The sequence below is a fragment of the Paenibacillus massiliensis 2301065 = DSM 16942 genome (assembly GCF_000377505.1).
GTDB lineage: Bacteria > Bacillota > Bacilli > Paenibacillales > Paenibacillaceae > Paenibacillus > Paenibacillus massiliensis.
In genome coordinates, this window is sequence record NZ_KB898207.1 from 16,087 (window position 1) to 31,744 (window position 15,658).

At 50.6% G+C, this 15,658-nt stretch carries 12 protein-coding genes; 3 read left to right on the forward strand and 9 right to left on the reverse strand.

The window, feature by feature from the left end; translation table 11 throughout:
• Positions 1 to 314 precede the first annotated feature (314 nt).
• Both D328_RS0126595 and D328_RS0126600 read left to right on the forward strand, forming a co-directional pair.
• On the forward strand, positions 315 to 1,472 hold the full coding sequence (locus D328_RS0126595) for a S8 family peptidase (RefSeq protein ID WP_018888091.1): 1,158 nt from the start codon (positions 315 to 317) through the stop codon (positions 1,470 to 1,472).
• A gap of 307 nt (positions 1,473 to 1,779) precedes the next feature.
• Positions 1,780 to 2,388, forward strand: a complete 609-nt coding sequence (locus tag D328_RS0126600; protein WP_018888092.1) for a DUF1349 domain-containing protein — start codon at positions 1,780 to 1,782, stop codon at positions 2,386 to 2,388.
• 227 nt (positions 2,389 to 2,615) lie between these two features.
• Here the strand turns inward: D328_RS0126600 and D328_RS0126605 are convergent, their stop codons facing one another.
• From D328_RS0126605 to D328_RS0126620, 4 genes are read right to left on the reverse strand one after another with little or no spacing between them, the layout of a single operon-like run.
• Entirely contained in the window at positions 2,616 to 3,986 is a 1,371-nt protein-coding gene (locus D328_RS0126605; protein ID WP_018888093.1) for an MBL fold metallo-hydrolase, read from the reverse strand.
• A complete protein-coding gene (locus tag D328_RS0126610) occupies positions 3,983 to 5,650 on the reverse strand; it encodes an ABC transporter permease (RefSeq protein ID WP_018888094.1) in 1,668 nt (555 codons plus the stop codon). The genes D328_RS0126605 and D328_RS0126610 overlap by 4 nt, the downstream gene beginning before the upstream one ends.
• A 13-nt stretch (positions 5,651 to 5,663) precedes the next feature.
• Positions 5,664 to 6,722 (reverse strand): ABC transporter substrate-binding protein, encoded by a 1,059-nt coding sequence (locus D328_RS0126615; protein ID WP_018888095.1) that lies wholly within the window; start codon positions 6,720 to 6,722, stop codon positions 5,664 to 5,666.
• A 19-nt stretch (positions 6,723 to 6,741) separates the two neighbouring features.
• Positions 6,742 to 7,725 (reverse strand): ABC transporter ATP-binding protein, encoded by a 984-nt coding sequence (locus tag D328_RS0126620; RefSeq protein ID WP_018888096.1) that lies wholly within the window; start codon positions 7,723 to 7,725, stop codon positions 6,742 to 6,744.
• Between the two features lie 183 nt (positions 7,726 to 7,908).
• Here D328_RS0126620 and D328_RS0126625 point away from each other — a divergent pair, with 183 nt between their 5' ends.
• The gene (locus tag D328_RS0126625; protein WP_018888097.1) at positions 7,909 to 8,808 is read left to right on the forward strand and encodes a LysR substrate-binding domain-containing protein; all 900 of its coding nucleotides are present in this window, start codon (positions 7,909 to 7,911) and stop codon (positions 8,806 to 8,808) included.
• Positions 8,809 to 8,927: 119 nt separating this feature from the next.
• Here D328_RS0126625 and D328_RS0126630 read toward each other — a convergent pair whose 3' ends face one another.
• The 5 genes from D328_RS0126630 to D328_RS0126650 form a co-directional block, all read right to left on the reverse strand.
• Positions 8,928 to 9,899 carry an MBL fold metallo-hydrolase gene (locus D328_RS0126630; RefSeq protein ID WP_018888098.1) on the reverse strand — a complete coding sequence of 324 codons (972 nt, stop codon included), beginning with the start codon at positions 9,897 to 9,899 and terminating at the stop codon, positions 8,928 to 8,930.
• Between the two features lie 267 nt (positions 9,900 to 10,166).
• Positions 10,167 to 11,846 (reverse strand): arginine--tRNA ligase, encoded by a 1,680-nt coding sequence (gene argS / locus D328_RS0126635; protein WP_018888099.1) that lies wholly within the window; start codon positions 11,844 to 11,846, stop codon positions 10,167 to 10,169.
• Positions 11,846 to 12,268, reverse strand: a complete 423-nt coding sequence (locus D328_RS0126640) for a DUF1934 domain-containing protein (RefSeq protein ID WP_018888100.1) — start codon at positions 12,266 to 12,268, stop codon at positions 11,846 to 11,848. Before D328_RS0126640 ends, argS begins: the two co-directional genes overlap by 1 nt.
• A 156-nt stretch (positions 12,269 to 12,424) precedes the next feature.
• Complete coding sequence (locus D328_RS0126645; protein ID WP_018888101.1) at positions 12,425 to 14,122, reverse strand: methyl-accepting chemotaxis protein; 1,698 nt, start codon at positions 14,120 to 14,122, stop codon at positions 12,425 to 12,427.
• 219 nt (positions 14,123 to 14,341) lie between these two features.
• On the reverse strand, positions 14,342 to 15,544 hold the full coding sequence (locus tag D328_RS0126650) for a WD40/YVTN/BNR-like repeat-containing protein (RefSeq protein WP_018888102.1): 1,203 nt from the start codon (positions 15,542 to 15,544) through the stop codon (positions 14,342 to 14,344).
• Positions 15,545 to 15,658: the final 114 nt, after the last annotated feature.

Consider the following 15,658-nt stretch of genomic DNA (forward strand, 5'->3'; position numbering starts at 1 on the left):
CACAAGTCACTATCCATTATCACACATAAGTAAAACCTATTTAGGCACAAAATGCAAGTATGTAGGGCCAAGTCCAATCAAGGAAAAAGGACGGAAGGAAATTCCCCCCGCCTCTCGACTGTATCCGCTTTGAAGGACGCGCCCTCAAAGTTGGTGCATTAAGGGCCTGAGCCCTCTATGTATCCTATGTCCGTTCAGCACATTTGACACGAGCGCAGGCCTATTCTGTAAAAAAAGGGGCAAGTTCCTCATGCCGTTCCCCCATGTCCTTCATACAATACCTCAGCACAGCTCATCTGAGGGGAGCGCAGAGTATGGATTACTCGTTTTTTTTGCAGCAGCTACATGAAGCCATCCAGAGCTCCGCCGCCCATGGCGGACGTCACAAGCACATCATCCGCTTCAACAGGCCTGGACAATATCGGGAATGTCTGTCGCACCTACAGAAGATGAAATCCGGATTCTCTGGCCTTCGGCGTATTCAGGCTGCCCATTCCATTCGTGCCCTGATTGCTCCTGCCGCCTGCCGCGAACGTCTGGAGCGATTTCAGGACAGACTGGTGATTGAACGTGACTCCAGTGTTCGAATTCATAAGAGTAGTACCCCGCAGATCCGTATTGAGCCAGAGGGCGACATTCCGTGGGGGATCAAGCAAATTCGTGCCCCCCGCATTTGGCCAATCTCAACAGGCTCCCGTGTCCGGATCGGCATTATTGATACTGGTGTGGATTTTCAGCACCCGGATCTTCAGCACGCACTCGCACGAGGGGTTAATTTGTTGAACCGTGCTTTATGGCCCTACGACGATAACGGTCATGGAACTCATATTGCCGGTACCATTGCTAGCATCAACGGCCAATCCGGCTTGATGGGTGTCGCCCCACATACCATCATCTATCCTGTGAAAGCTTTTGACCATAATGGCTCCGCTTATGTATCAGATATTGTCCTTGGCATTGACTGGTGTGTACGCAACCAGGTTCATATCATTAATATGAGCTTCGGCATGAAGACCCGTAGTAAAGCGCTGCTGGATGTCGTGAATCGAGCCCATCAAAGCGGGATTACCATCGTCGCCTCCTCTGGAAATGATGGCAAACGCAGCAGCATTGATTATCCGGCACGTTACCCACAGACCATAGCCGTAGGTGCTACAGACAGATTCAAAAGAGTCGCCACCTTCAGCAATCGTGGTCCTTACGTGGACGTATATGCCCCTGGAGACAAAATCATATCCTCCTGGATCAAGGGTCGACACCATGAGATGAGTGGAACGTCTATGGCCACCTCTCATGTCAGCGGCGCCATTGCCTTGTTGCTCGCCCAGAAGCCTGACCTGTCTCCTTCCGAGATCAAGGCGCTGCTGCGCAAGACATCTTCTCCCATTCGCTCTCCCAAGGGGGCTACGCGTCGGACCAGCAAACTTGGAGAGATCGATGCCTATCGTCTGCTTCAGGAAGGCTTGAAATAAGCTGTCGCTACACTTCATAACGGAAACAAGATAAGGAGCAGGGCAGAACGAGAAGTGGCTGCCCCACTCTTCCCCTTGCGAACTCACAGGCTGATGTGAATCTCACAGTCTTATGTGAATCTCATAGGCTGATTAGCGATATTTCAAGAGTTCTCAGACCTTTAACAGGAATTCAGCAGCTCGCAGCCGAATATAGAATCTTAGGTAAGTAGATGGGATGAGCAGGCACACTAGAACAGTGATATTTTGTCGATTTATCCCAATCTCCACCTCGAATAATGATGATTGATGGTAAGGAGCGAGTCTAATGAACCTGTTTGAAGGCTGTTTTGAGAAAGCGCTATCTTCGAATCTGAAATGGATTAATGAGCCTCAGGACTGGGGATTTCAGGATGGAAATCTTGTCATCGAGGCTCCTGCTGGCGGTGATTTTTTCCTTGACCCAGGCGGTTCCGCACCCAAGAATTCAGCGCCTTTTCTCTATACCAACGTAAGCGGAGACTTCCGACTGACCACACAGGTCCGTGTCGATATGAAGGAGCAATATGACTCTGGCTGCTTAATGATCATGGCGAAGGAGAATTACTGGGCGAAGGTATGCTTTGAATTCTTCGAGGAGGAGCCATCCATTCTCAGTGTCGTGACCCGTGGCACATCCGATGATTGTGTATCTGCCCCTACCGGTGTCCCTACACCTTACTTAAGCATTGCAAGAGCTGGCAACAGCTTCGCCTTTCATTACTCGAAGGATGGACAACGCTGGAAGCTCGTTCGCTATTTCGGACTGGATTGCCCAGAGGACATTAAGATCGGCATTGTAGCCCAGTCTCCTATCGGGCAGGGCTGCCAGGTAATCTTCAAGTCACTGGAGCTGCAGCATGGCGTAGACGGCGACATTCGCGAGGTCGTGTCCTGACCCTATTGATTGGGCGGCCAATCAGGCTACGCAATATGAAATAGGCATCGGCTGGTTATTTCGACGATAGAGCACAACAAAGGGGAGCCAGACCGTTTATTCGGCTTGGACTACCCCTTAAGACCTTTGTTGACCTAAACTAGCCATTTGACTAGTTTATCTCACCAAGGCTGGTCTCCCGCTGTGTTGTGTGGTCGCCATTCAGCCCCACTCTGCGATCTACCCTGCTACCTTGCTGGACCTGACTCAGATACTGTAGACACTATAGGGACACTCAGTACTTCGGTGCAGCCCAAAGTCATCCCTGGCTTTAGAGAGTATATGCCACTGAACCCGGAGCCCTCCAATTCATCGCGTACAAGATTAGTCTCCTCCCAAGGAGCATGCACCAGCAACGTCTGGCGCGCTGGCATGCTGCGAAGCATGACACGGACATCCTCCAGTCCTTGATGCACCTTGTATGTGATTCGTTTCACATTGAACCCGGAGACTAGCTCCCCCTTCAGCAACCTATTTCCGAATGTATCCTTGTAGGTATGACCCGTTAGCAGCACTGTATGCGTGGATTCCGTGGCTAACTGCTGGTAATACCATTGAGAGCTCACCGACTCCATTGTGCCATCCGCCGTGAAAATGACAGATGGACCTGCGGCGAGCAATTGTACTCTCTCGGCATCACTGGACGGAATATGTAGCAACTTCCTATCCATTGCCGCCACAATTCTTGCTTCGGCCTCTGGACGCAGCCAATCCTTCCACTGTAGCAACTGCCTCAAGCCATTCCAGACCTTGTTCTCAACGATCAGAGGGATGTCAGGAAATTGCTCACCGACCCACACTAGCAGATCCTGTCCCCTTCCAAAGGCCGGAACAGGCATTAGCACATGCCCCCCATTCTGAAAGGTCGCCACCAGTTCCGCACGCAATTGGCTTTGCTTGTCCTCCTGTGTCTCCACATCCATGCCATACGCTGCATCGACGATCGAAATATCGGGACAACCGCCCTTATTCTGCTGAATAGATAGCGAAGCTTCCTCTGCTACCTGGACCTCTGGTCGATCTGCTGCAATCAGTTCAGATTCAGCATTGTAATCTCCCGAGAAGAAGATTCGCCGGCCCTCCATGACCACGTCATACCATACGGATCCAGCCAAATGACCGGTGCGGCCCCATCTGAACGATACTCCTTCAGTGTGCCTATGCCATTGTCCTGCAGATACAGTCTCTTCAATGTAACGATAAGTAATTGCTTGAATATGCTCCTCTTCGTAGGGGAGCTCACCTTGTCTTGCATGAACGAAGGTAGACCATGAACGGAAATAGGAGTCAAGCTGTTCTGCTGTCGCGCGCGTCGTCCATACTTCTCCTCGATAGCCCAGCTTGTAAAGCAAGGGCAATGCCATGGAGTGGTCCTCATGGGCGTGGGACAGGAATACTGCGGTCAGCTCAGGCACCCGTTCATTGGACAGCAACGGATATTCGCCGGTGCCAACCTTCTTTACACCACAATCCAGCAGGATCTTATGCTCTTCGCCTGTGATCAGGTAGCAGGAACGTCCATGCTCCCCTGCTCCTCCCCAGATTGTCACACTAATCATCGTGCATTCCACTTTCTTGTCGAGCTTACATTCTCGATTAATATCAATATCGCTGTAGTAAGACCCACTGTGACGACAGCCATCGCCATACCAAGGGATACCTGTCCCTGCTCGAACTGCGCGAAGATATAAGTGGCAGAAGTCTGAACAGAAGGCGGCAGGATCAGCAATGAAGCTACCAGCTCACGTGAGGCAATGGTGAACGTCATCATCCAGCCTGCCAGCATCCCCGGTAATATCAGAGGCAACATAATCCGCCGGAAAATATAGAAGGGTGCCCCTCCAAATACCGCGCCTGCCTGAAATAGAGAAGGATCAAGCTGATTCAGTCCTGCCTTGACGTATTGAACTGTATAAGGAACGAACAGCACTACATACGTCAATATTACCATTCCATATGTGTTGTACAGTCGGATCGGCATCCATGGTGAGTTCCACAGCAGAATTAGACCCACGACAATGACAATACCAGGGACCGTGTTAGGCAGTAGACTGAACAAATCCGTCACCCGTGCAACTCTCGTCGCAGAGCGCCCAATAATGAGAGCGAACCAGGTACCTAAGATGACGGCTACCGTAGATGCGGCGAGCGACAACAGCGTGCTGCTAACCAGAGCATTCATGCTCTCAGAACCCCATGTCAGCAATTGCACATAATAATCCAGCGTAAAGTTATCCCAGGCCAATCCCACGCCTCTCAGCTTCATTGTAGATGCCGCAATAATGGAGAAGTAAGGTACGCCTATAGAGAACAACAGCAGCAGCAGTACATACACGTAACAGAGCCACAGTGCCCAGCCTTTTAGACGATATGAGGTACCTCTCGCTCCCTTGCCACCTACCAGTCGATAGGAGTATTTACGGCTGATGAGAGATTGCATGTACCATACGACCAAGCATACGGCCAGCAGGACGGAAGCCAGCGACGTTGCTTTACCAAAATGAATAGGCCAACTAGAGATGTACTTGTGAATCTCTGACGTCATCACCTCATACCCGATCCTTCTTCCGAAGGTAGCAGGGGTGCCGAACTCTGCGATGGTCTTCACGAAGATCAGCATCGCGCCCATGCCGAAGGCAGACAGCAGCAGGGGGACTATGATTCTGCGGAAGCGGTACAGGAAGCCCCCACCATGAACGGCTCCTGCCTCGTCCAGACTTCCTCCGATCTGAATCAGCGCCCCTCTCAGCAGCAAATACAGGAAGGGGAACAAGTGTAGACTCATGATCATCACCATACCCCCAAAGCTGAAGAATGCAGGAGTGATCCTCGAGGCAGATGGTACGAGCTGCTCCAGATAACCATTCTTTTGCATGAACAGAATCCAGCCCATGGACCCAATATAAGGTGGCGTCATGAACGGAATGAGGAAAATAACATCCAGGAAGCGGTACCTGCCCAAGCTGGTACTCGACATCATCCATGCCAAGGGCAGCGCCAGCACCGTCGTTCCCGCAATTACGCATACACCTAGCCAAATTGAGTCCAGTAACACACCAGACAGCTCCGATTCCAGCATAACGCAGAATGGAGATGATATATCCAGCTCTCCCTCGGGATACACACTCTGAACGAAGATCATACCCAGCGGAACAATAATTAGAAAAGTAAGGACGAGCAGCGCCAATGCTATGCTACACGCCCGTATATAACGACTCGTCATGTATACTCCCGTATTACTTGAATAGCTTCAGGAAGCGATCAGTTACGTCAGCACCGTGCTCAGACATCCAGTTCCAGTCCACTGCAAGCACCGGAATCTCATCGAGATTGGCACGATTCTCAGCGTGAATATCCGTACGCCCTGGTAGCAGATAAGCATCTCCCACCAGCTTCTGTGCTTCATCCGAGAGCAGGTAGTCAATGAATGCCTTGGCTTCATCCACGTGCTGGCTGGATTTCATAATCATCGCTGGTCGTGGGCTGATTACAGTGCCTTCCTTCGGGTAAATAATGTCGATTGGCTCGCCCTTATCCTTGGCCTTATAAGTCATATAATCTACCGCAGACGCAACTACGCCCTTTGCACCAGTAATAACCGGATCAAGCGCCTCCTGGTTCGCTCCAGCGAGCGCAACTCCGTTAGCCTTGTAGTCGTCGAACAACGTCCAGCCTTCCTCGCCCTTCACGCTCAGATAGCCCGTCATGAAGTCCAATGCAGACCCTGACAGCGATGGATCGGGAATGTTCACCTGATCCTTGAACTCGGGCTTGCTGAGATCTGCCCAAGATGTCGGTGGGATCTTGACCTCATTCGTGTTGTACGCAATGCCAAGTGCAGATGCGCTGGTGCTGAAGTAATGACCCTCAGCATCGGACCAGTCCGGGTTCAGCTTGTCTGCGTTCGCAGCTTCTGGATAAGCCATGGTCAAGCCGTCAGCCTTGAGTCCCTGTGCGGATGGCAAGGATGCCAGAATGACGACATCTGCGACTGGATTGGATTTCTCTGCTTCCATTCTGGCCAGAATCTTGCCAGTCGTACCTTGGAACATCTCCACCTTAACACCACTTGCCTGCTCATAGCCTGCAATCAGATTTTTGGCCAGCCCCTCTGGTCCGGCACTGTACACGACCAGCTTCTTCTCTGCTGATACTGGTGCTGCTCCTGCTTCAGCTCCAGATGTCCCTGTCGTCGCCGCAGGGCCCGCCGCTCCACAGCCTGTCACTGCCAACCCAATCATCAAGGCCAGACTGCTCAGCATAGGCCCACGTGTCCATTTCATCTTGCTCTTCATCTCTCCATCTCCCCCTAATTCATGATTGCTTCATATAGTGAATATGTTCTTTGGATACAAAGACATCGCGCTGCTCACCAACAGATAACCTTGTGTGATGGTAGGCCAGCCAGTGCTGCCCTGTATCTGTAGTGAGTCCAATCTCGTATCGGTCTCCTAAATAACTGACATGTCGTATGTTCACACGATAACGCTCTAACTGCTTAGCAGAAGACTGGGGATCTGACTCCCATAAAATGTGCTCTGGCCGGAACATGATCTCGTTCTCGATCAACCAGTTGGATTTGCCAATGAACCGAGCTACCAGCGCATTCGAAGGACGATTGTAAATGTCCTCCGGGGCTCCTGATTGCAGAATCTGCCCGCTGTTCATCACCACAATCTCATTCGACATGGACATGGCCTCCATCTGATCATGCGTGACATAGAGCGCCGTCAGTCCGAGATCATGTACCAATGACATCATTTCCACCCGCATTTCCTCACGCAATACAGCGTCCAGCGCGCTTAACGGCTCATCGAACAACACCAGTCTGGGACGAATCGCCACCGCCCGCGCAAATGCGACCCGCTGCTGCTGGCCACCCGAGAGCTCGTGAGGATAGCGCTGCTCCATACCCTGAAGCCGTACAGATGCCAATGCCTCCATCACCGTGCTACGTACATCTTTGTGACGTTTGCCTGCCATAAGTCCATAGGCTACATTGTCATACACCGTCATATGCGGCCAGAGGGCGAAATCCTGGAACACCATGCCGAACTGACGCTTGTGCACGGGCACATCCTTGCGCTCCGTAGCTGAGAACAGCGTCTGGTCACCCATGGTTATCCGTCCTGTATCAGGACGTTCCAGACCAGCTATCATCCGCAGTAGCGTTGTTTTGCCACAGCCGGAAGGACCAAGTAACGTAGTGAACCGACGATGGCGTACGACGAGATCCGTCTGATGCAGTGCAGTGGTCTCACCGAATGTCTTGCTAACTCCTTGTATATTCAGATCCATTGCTTACTCCCTGTTATTTCTTATCTGTCATGACTGTTTACAGTGTAATTGTTCAATTTAAGAGCAGTGTCAGCGGAAGGTAAGAGCAAAATTAATAATTTCAATGAATTCTATTAACATTCATAGATTTAATCTATATAGAGGGATCTTCAGCTGGGTACCAGCTTGAAAGGAGAGAGTGAATTGCACCTGAATCTACTAAAGCTACATATCGTGGAATTGCTGGATAAGCATCAGAAAATCACCGCAGTTGCCGATTTGCTGGGATTGAAGCAGCCAACGGTGACCTTTCATATGAAAAATCTGGAGAAGGAAATGGGGGTTAAGCTCTTCGATGCACGTATGGGTCGAATCCTGCTCACGGATGCGGGACGTGCCTTACTGCATTATTCGGTCAAAATTAACGCGCTCGCGAACGAAGCGCAGCGGGTGGTCCGTGAATTCGACAGCCTGCAGCGTGGCCACATCTCCATAGGCGCGAGCTATGTATCGGCAACTTACATTCTGCCATCCATTTTGCATCGGTTCTCTCAGGAGTATCCTGGCATTCAGATTTCGTTGTCCGTCAAGACCGCTCCAGTCATTCAAGAGAAGTTGCATCGCCGTGAATTCGATCTTGGTCTCGTCTCCACCGAGCCATTCACTATGAGCTCCCTAACAGCTGAACAGATCTGTAAGGATGAGCTGGTCTTAATCTGTGCCCCGACACATCCACTGGCGAGCACGCAGGAGCTTACCCCGGATATCTTGGCCTCGGCCTCCTTCATTCTCCACGGCAGGGATTCCAACACACGACAGCTAACGGACAAGTGGCTAGCCAATGCAGGCAGATCCCTTACGTCCAGACTGGAGATGGACTCTCTGGAGGCCATTAAACAGACAGTTATGCTGGGAGAGCACGTATCCTTCGTATCCCGTATTGCTGTGGAGGCCGAAGTCGCTAGGGGGCAACTTATCGCTCAGCCGATTCCTGACAACCCTTACGAACGGTACATCTACCTCGTCAGCAACTCAGATCGGCACCGTTCGGCACTCATTCAACATCTAGCCGGGTATATAGCACTCGCATACCAGCCTGTCTAATCTCTATTGGGCCCAAGTAAAGATTCTGACAGGAAGGCTTCCGTTCATACGAAAAATGGGGTTGTCACCCAAGTGAACATCCCCATTTTTCAGAAATTTATAAATATTTAAACGAATACTTATCGTACACCCACAGATTCCGTAATCATGGCATGAATTTTACTCAAATTTGACTTGAAATATGTAGTAAAGTACCAGTCATGATATTCTAGCGGTACATGAATCTCATCAATGCTTTCCTGACGCTGAACGGCTTCGGTCACTATTTCAGTGATACGCATTATGTATCCCTTCACTTCGTAAAGCTCTTGCAAAGAGCATACCTCGCCATGTCCCGGTACGATAGTCTCGACATCCAGCAGTTCGACCTGCCCCAAAATATTAAGCCATTCCTGAGGATTGGCATACATTAGAACCGGGTGATGCTGTGATAGTACCAGGTCCCCCATTACGACAATTTTGTCCTCCGGGATGTACACGATTGCATCGCTTTGCGTGTGACCGCCGCCAAAGGTATGGAGCTGAATGCTACGCTTGCTGCCATGTATGGTCATCTGTTGCTCAAAAGTGACCGTCGGCAGCGAATGTACGAGATTAGGTAGCATCTTCACGAACTCACGGTCGGTAGCATTTTCCCATGCCATTTCCCTTTTCAGCTTTTCATCTGTCTCGTATTGTATTTGCACATCCGATTCATCAATAGCCTGATTGAGCTTCTCCATGTTTTTCAGATGTTGAGCCAATCTGTCTCTCGCAAACGTATCCATAATCTCTCGAGTAATGGATGTTGAGATGATTTGGGCCGTAGGGATGAACACTTGATTTCCAGAAGTATGGTCACTATGCCAATGCGTGTTGACTACGTAGGACACAGGGTTTCCCGTAAGGTGCTCTGCAGCTGCCTTCAAATCCTCTGCAGCCTGTATTGTCGAGAAGGTATCCACCACAACAGTTGTATCGCCTAAATCAATGATTGCTGCATTCCCCAAAGAACCTGTACCAGGAATTGCAATTGCTGCTACTACACTATCCGCTACGCGATTCAGTCGAAAATGTCTGGATCCCCTAAATGATTCAATCCTATTGTTCATAGTCACCTCTCCCATCAATATGGGAATAGATTATAAGCCAGAAGAATGTGGTCGACAATGAATTTTTTTCCAAAGAATCCTGGTGGAGAGCACCCAAATGGGCTGAAACCGCGGCTACTGCACCTTATAAAGAAAATAGGCCACCCCCTAGGATGGCCCTTTCTTTGAGTCTCAGCACACTTCGCATTACAATCCGTCCTACAACAAAACTAGCTCTGAGACCATTTTATTTAAATTGTAATCACTTAAGAGGTACGGTTGAACAAGCTACATCCGTTCTGGCGCGCTCACGCCTACCAGCTTCAGTACGTTCGCAATGACAACACGTACTGCAGACAGCAACGCCAGACGAGCCTGGGTCTGCTCTACATTGTCAGTGATGACACGCTCGGCCTTGTAATAGCTGTGGAACATGGATGCCAGGTCATATACATAGCGGATGACACGATGCGGTGCGTAGTTGGCTGCTGCTACGGATATTTCCTCAGGCAGCTCACCCAGCTTGCGAATCAGATCATACTCGCGCTCGGTATTCAGCTCGGTCAGTGCAATCTCAGAGAGTGGGCGCAATGTAATACCCTGCTCCTCTGCTTGACGCTGCACACTGCATACACGAGCATGTGCATATTGTACATAGAATACCGGATTCTCGTTGGACGTGGAGATCGCGAGATCCATATCGAAATCCAGATGCGAGTCCATACTGCGCATGGTGAAGAAATAACGGATGGCATCCACGCCCACTTCATCCATCAGATCCTCCATCGTTACCGCTTTGCCCGTACGTTTAGACATCTTGACCTTCTCGCCGTTCTGGAAGAGACTGACCATCTGCGCAATGAGGACTTTAAGCTTGTCTGGATCATTACCCAGTGCCTCCATAGCCGCCTTCATCCGTGGAATGTAACCATGATGGTCTGCTCCCCAGATGTTAATGATCGTATCGTAGCCGCGGGCATACTTATCCCGATGATAAGCAATGTCCGGTGTCAGATAGGTGTAAGTCCCATCATTCTTGATCAATACACGGTTCTTGTCATCACCGTATTTGGTGGTGTTCAACCAGGTTGCGCCTTCCTCCTCGTAGATCTCGTTGCGATCACGAAGCTCATTCAGCACCTTCAATACTTCACCATTCTCATACAGTGAGGTCTCGCTGAACCAGGAATCGAATGGCACACGGAAGCGCTCCAGATCACGCTTGATCTTGCCAAGCTCCTTCTCAAGACCATAATCGCGGAAGAAGCCTGCACGGTCACCAGGGCTCATCGACAGCAGCGAATCCCCCTTCTCAGCCACGAGCTCCTTGGCGAAGCCAATAATATCCTCACCGTGGTATCCGTCCTCAGGCATCTCGGCATCCTGCCCCAGCTCCTGAAGGTAACGTGCCTCGATGGAGCGGCTCATGTTATAGATCTGATTACCGGCATCGTTGATATAGTACTCACGGGTTACCTTATAGCCTGCAAAATCCAGCACATTACAGAGTGCATCTCCTACAGCCGCACCACGCGCGTGACCGAGATGAAGACTTCCCGTCGGATTCGCGCTTACGAATTCCATTTGTACCTTCTTGCCAGCTCCATCCTCTACCCGTCCATATTGCGCCTGCTGTTCCAACACACGCTGAATTACCGGATACAGATAGCTCTTGTCCAGTCGAAAATTAATGAAGCCCGGGCCTGCAATCTCCGCTGTCTCGATGGATGCAGACTTCCGATCCAAATGCTCAATGATCTGCTCAGCAATCTGACGCGGATTGCGCTTGGCAATACGGGTCAACTGCATAGCCACATTCGTAGCGAGGTCGCCATGCGCTTTATCCTTCGGGACCTCCAGTGTAATCGCCGGAATCTCTTCCTGGCTCACAATACCAGCTGCCAGTACCGCAGCTTCGATGGCTTCCACCACCTGCTGGTGAATTCGTTCAAGGGGATTGCTCGTCATTATTCCTGTTCCTCCTGTATATGCAAACTGATAGCGAACGCTCCGGACAAATCCTCATACACATATAAATCATAGTCCCATTCCACATGCGCAGTCAGACCTTCACGCTGAATGGTTAACCTGCTAGTATCCGTGGACATGGAAAAATTAGTGTAAGGAGAACGATAAAAACCGGGCAGTCGTTTTCCTTCTTCGAAGGACTGCTCGGATTGCACCTCACCGTGTCGAATCAGCTTCAGTTCAGCTTGTCCTATTTTAATCGTGACATTGGTTGTTCCGCCCAGCGGACTTTCCTGCGGTTCCTCATACCTTATGTACAGCGTGCTGCCGCGAAGGATGGCCTCAGCTGGAATGTCCTGCACCACATCTTCACCTTGGTGGCGACTGTGCAGACGGACTCTTACCTGTGTGAATTGCGGCATGGCTTTGACTCCCTGCATATCTGTCCTATTGTACTACTATATCCAGTTCACCCAAGCAATTCAATTGGGATTTAGCAGCACATTTCTATGTTATCACAAAAGACCGGAAAATTTCATACTGCAAGAGTAGAAATCTCCGGTCCTTATTCTTCATTTCTAATATACTTTGAATCGCTCGATTAATTGCTGTAGCTTGCCCGACAATTCGGACAGCAGCGCTGCGGAGGCATCTACCTCCTGCATCGCCGCAAGCTGCTGCTGAGATGCAGCGGACATGCTCTGCGCTCCGTCCACTGTCGTATCCGCTACTTCAACCAATTCGTTCATAGACTGCACGAGATGGTCCGAGCGCAGCAATAAATGGTCCGCCGCCCCTGCTACCTCTGCAATAGCCGTCTCTGTCTGACGTGCAGACTGCTCGATGGCGACAAAAGCCTCTCCGGCGCTGCGCACCAGCTCCGTACCGTGGGCAACCTCCCCGGAGGTCGTCTGCATCATCTCGGAGGCCAGCTGCATCTGTTGCACGACGACTGATACAATATCCGCAATCTGCTTCACAGAAGCCGTGGATCGCTCTGACAGCTGACGGACGGACTGTGCAATGACACCAAAGCTCCTCCCATGCTCTCCAGCATGCTGGGCTTCAATGGTTGCATTGAGCGCCAGCAAATGGGTCTCGCCTGCAATACCGGTGATAACGCCCAAAATACCGTTAATCTGTGTAGAGAAGCCTGTTAAGCTCTGAATAATTGAAGATAGCTCACTGATTCGACGATCCATGGCGTTCATCTGCTGATTGCTGAGCGCCACGGACTGTCCTCCTGCGAGAGCAAAGGAGGATGATTCGCGAGCAATACGTGCAGCCTCATGAGCATGCTCAGTCATGCGAGATAAGTGTGTAGCCATGTCTTGTATCGTTGCATATCCGGACTCAAGGCTCTGTAGCTGTCTCTCTGCGCCATCAGACATCTCTTGAATAATCATGACGGCTTGCTCACTGGCTTTGCTGGTCTCCTCAGAGCTGGCTGACAGCTCCTGTGCTGATGAGCCCACCTGCAAGGAGGCATCGTTCACCTTCGTTATCATGTCCCGTAGCTGCGCCACCATCGTCTCCACGCTACGTGCGAGCCTTCCTACCTCATCCTTGCTCGTCCATGGGAGCGGCTTGATCGTCAGATCTCCCGCCGTCACCCGATCCACCTCCGCTGTTAACAGCGTAATCGGCCTCATCATCCAATGGACCAGAAGATAGATCAACAGAGCTGTCACCAGTAGCACCCCAGCTCCAATCATTAGCGGCGTAGACAGGGTATCCCAGGTACGCTCGTTCAGGATGGAGGCATCGAAGTTGATCACCATCACAGCAATAATGTCCTGACTGGAGTCATTATTTTTATAAATAGGCCCATAGCCAGACATCAGTTCCACACCATCATAGGTGAATACGTCCGAGTACATGGAATGCTTCTGTTCCTTAATCATCTGCTGCGCCACTGGATCAAAATAAAAGCTATCTCCTGACTGATACCCACGCGCCTTCACATTCTGATCGGCGGCTAGAATCTTACCGTCCAGCGAGAGCAGAAAGACCTCCTTGAAGAGAGATTTATGCTCCACGGTCCAATTCAATCGCTGCTCCATACTTGCCAGACCTGCGTTATTACCTTGCAGCAGCTGCTCGACATCGCTGGGATTAACCAGCCCTGTCGTAATATTGGCACAGCCGACCAATTCAACGCCAGCCGACGTCTTCACCTGCTCATAAGCAGTCTGGTAGCTGAATATCCCCAGAATCATGCCCATGACCAACAGCAGAGCAATCAGGCTATACGTAATTTTAGATGCTAAGCCCATAACTCACTTCCCATTCCCATATGAAATTGTACGCGAAAGCCGTTAAGGCCCTCGGGCTGTACTCATTATAGGGAGGGAGCGATGTTTTCACATGTGATCTAGATCATAAGAATTGGCAAATATAATGCTATTTTCGGAGTAGACGATGAATTTAGCGAAGATTTTACAATTCCTCCGCTCCACACCTTGCAGCAACCTCGGCCAAACCTCATATGGATATCAAAGGGATGGTAACCTCAGCAGCTGGCTCCAATGCTTACCGCTATCCTGTGTAGCATACACTGCTGGTGTCGAAGAGCCGATCACTGCCATATACCCTGTCTTGCTGTCTGTAAATGATATTCTCGCACCATAACCTTCTACTACAGGAGTGTTGTTGGTCCAATGAACACCGGCATCAGTAGTGTAGCCTACGGCCACTTTGCCGGCTGCCGGAGAGCCACCAGCCAGAAATGCAGTCTGACTCCCGATCAGCTCCATATTACCTGGATGTCCTCCAGGGTTAGCAGGACCTTCGTGCACCTTGGATACCTGTCCACCTGGTGCCGGGCCTCCGCCTGCTGTCGCCTGATTCAGCACCTGTCGCCATTGCTTACCCTCATCCTTGCTGCCATACAGCGCGTAAGACACCTGTGACATACCAGAGTCGCCATACAGCAAGGCATAGACCTGTTTATCCTTCACATACAGATCACCTTGAACGGGGTCCTTGAAGGGAACCTCCAATACGAGACTCCAGCTAATGCCTCCATTCACTGTCTTCATCACCGCATATCCTTTTCCCGGACGAACGACGGTTGCCCATCCATCCTGTGCACTAGCAAAGGTCGCTCCACGCGTGTTGGCTGGCACCTTGACCTTGCTCCAGCTGTCACCACCGTCCTTGGTCACATAAGCACCTGACGATGTATAGCCGAACCCCGTGCTCTTGTTCAGCAGCTGAATGCGGATGAACGGAGCTGGCGTATTCAGGCGCTTCCAATGCGATCCACCATCTTCTGTTCTTAGTAAGTACATCGTCGGCTGCTCGCCTACAGTGGCCAGAGCCCAGCCTTGCACATTATTGGGGAAGTCGATCTGCGCGAAATTCCACTGACCTGTATAAATAGCCTGCCAATGACAGCCTGCATCCGATGTCCCTATTAAAAAACCACTGCCCGCTACGCGGCCCGTCTTCGTATTCAGAAAATCAATATCCGTCAGGACCAGCTGCTCTCTCGGATGGCCTGTGCCCTCCTGCTTCAGCTTGCTTAACAATTCCTGATCTCCACTCATGCATGCTCCGGTTGCCGCTGTAGCATTCACTGTTCCTGCTGGCATACTCGCCACCGTCAGCAGTCCCATAAGCATTATGATTCCTATTCGCCGATATAGGGTGCTCCATGACAATCTGGCTGACTGACTTGATTTCATTCGTTTCATGATGAACACCTCCTGAATGGCTTGTCTCACACCTCACATTTTATAGGTCAAGGTATACATATACAAGTTACGATATATACATATCCGGCTAAAAAAATGACACCAGTATGCCCC

Excerpts from the sequence above, each read along its gene's own strand:
- D328_RS0126600 (WP_018888092.1), top strand. The coding sequence starts at position 1,780 with ATGAACCTGTTTGAAGGCTGTTTTGAGAAAGCGCTATCTTCGAATCTG.
- D328_RS0126615 (WP_018888095.1), bottom strand. The coding sequence starts at position 6,722 with ATGAAGAGCAAGATGAAATGGACACGTGGGCCTATGCTGAGCAGTCTG.
- D328_RS0126640 (WP_018888100.1), bottom strand. The coding sequence starts at position 12,268 with ATGCCGCAATTCACACAGGTAAGAGTCCGTCTGCACAGTCGCCACCAA.
- D328_RS0126595 (WP_018888091.1), top strand. The coding sequence starts at position 315 with ATGGATTACTCGTTTTTTTTGCAGCAGCTACATGAAGCCATCCAGAGC.
- D328_RS0126605 (WP_018888093.1), bottom strand. The coding sequence starts at position 3,986 with ATGATTAGTGTGACAATCTGGGGAGGAGCAGGGGAGCATGGACGTTCC.
- D328_RS0126630 (WP_018888098.1), bottom strand. The coding sequence starts at position 9,899 with ATGAACAATAGGATTGAATCATTTAGGGGATCCAGACATTTTCGACTG.
- D328_RS0126650 (WP_018888102.1), bottom strand. The coding sequence starts at position 15,544 with ATGAAACGAATGAAATCAAGTCAGTCAGCCAGATTGTCATGGAGCACC.
- D328_RS0126610 (WP_018888094.1), bottom strand. The coding sequence starts at position 5,650 with ATGACGAGTCGTTATATACGGGCGTGTAGCATAGCATTGGCGCTGCTC.
- argS (WP_018888099.1), bottom strand. The coding sequence starts at position 11,846 with ATGACGAGCAATCCCCTTGAACGAATTCACCAGCAGGTGGTGGAAGCC.
- D328_RS0126620 (WP_018888096.1), bottom strand. The coding sequence starts at position 7,725 with ATGGATCTGAATATACAAGGAGTTAGCAAGACATTCGGTGAGACCACT.
- D328_RS0126645 (WP_018888101.1), bottom strand. The coding sequence starts at position 14,122 with ATGGGCTTAGCATCTAAAATTACGTATAGCCTGATTGCTCTGCTGTTG.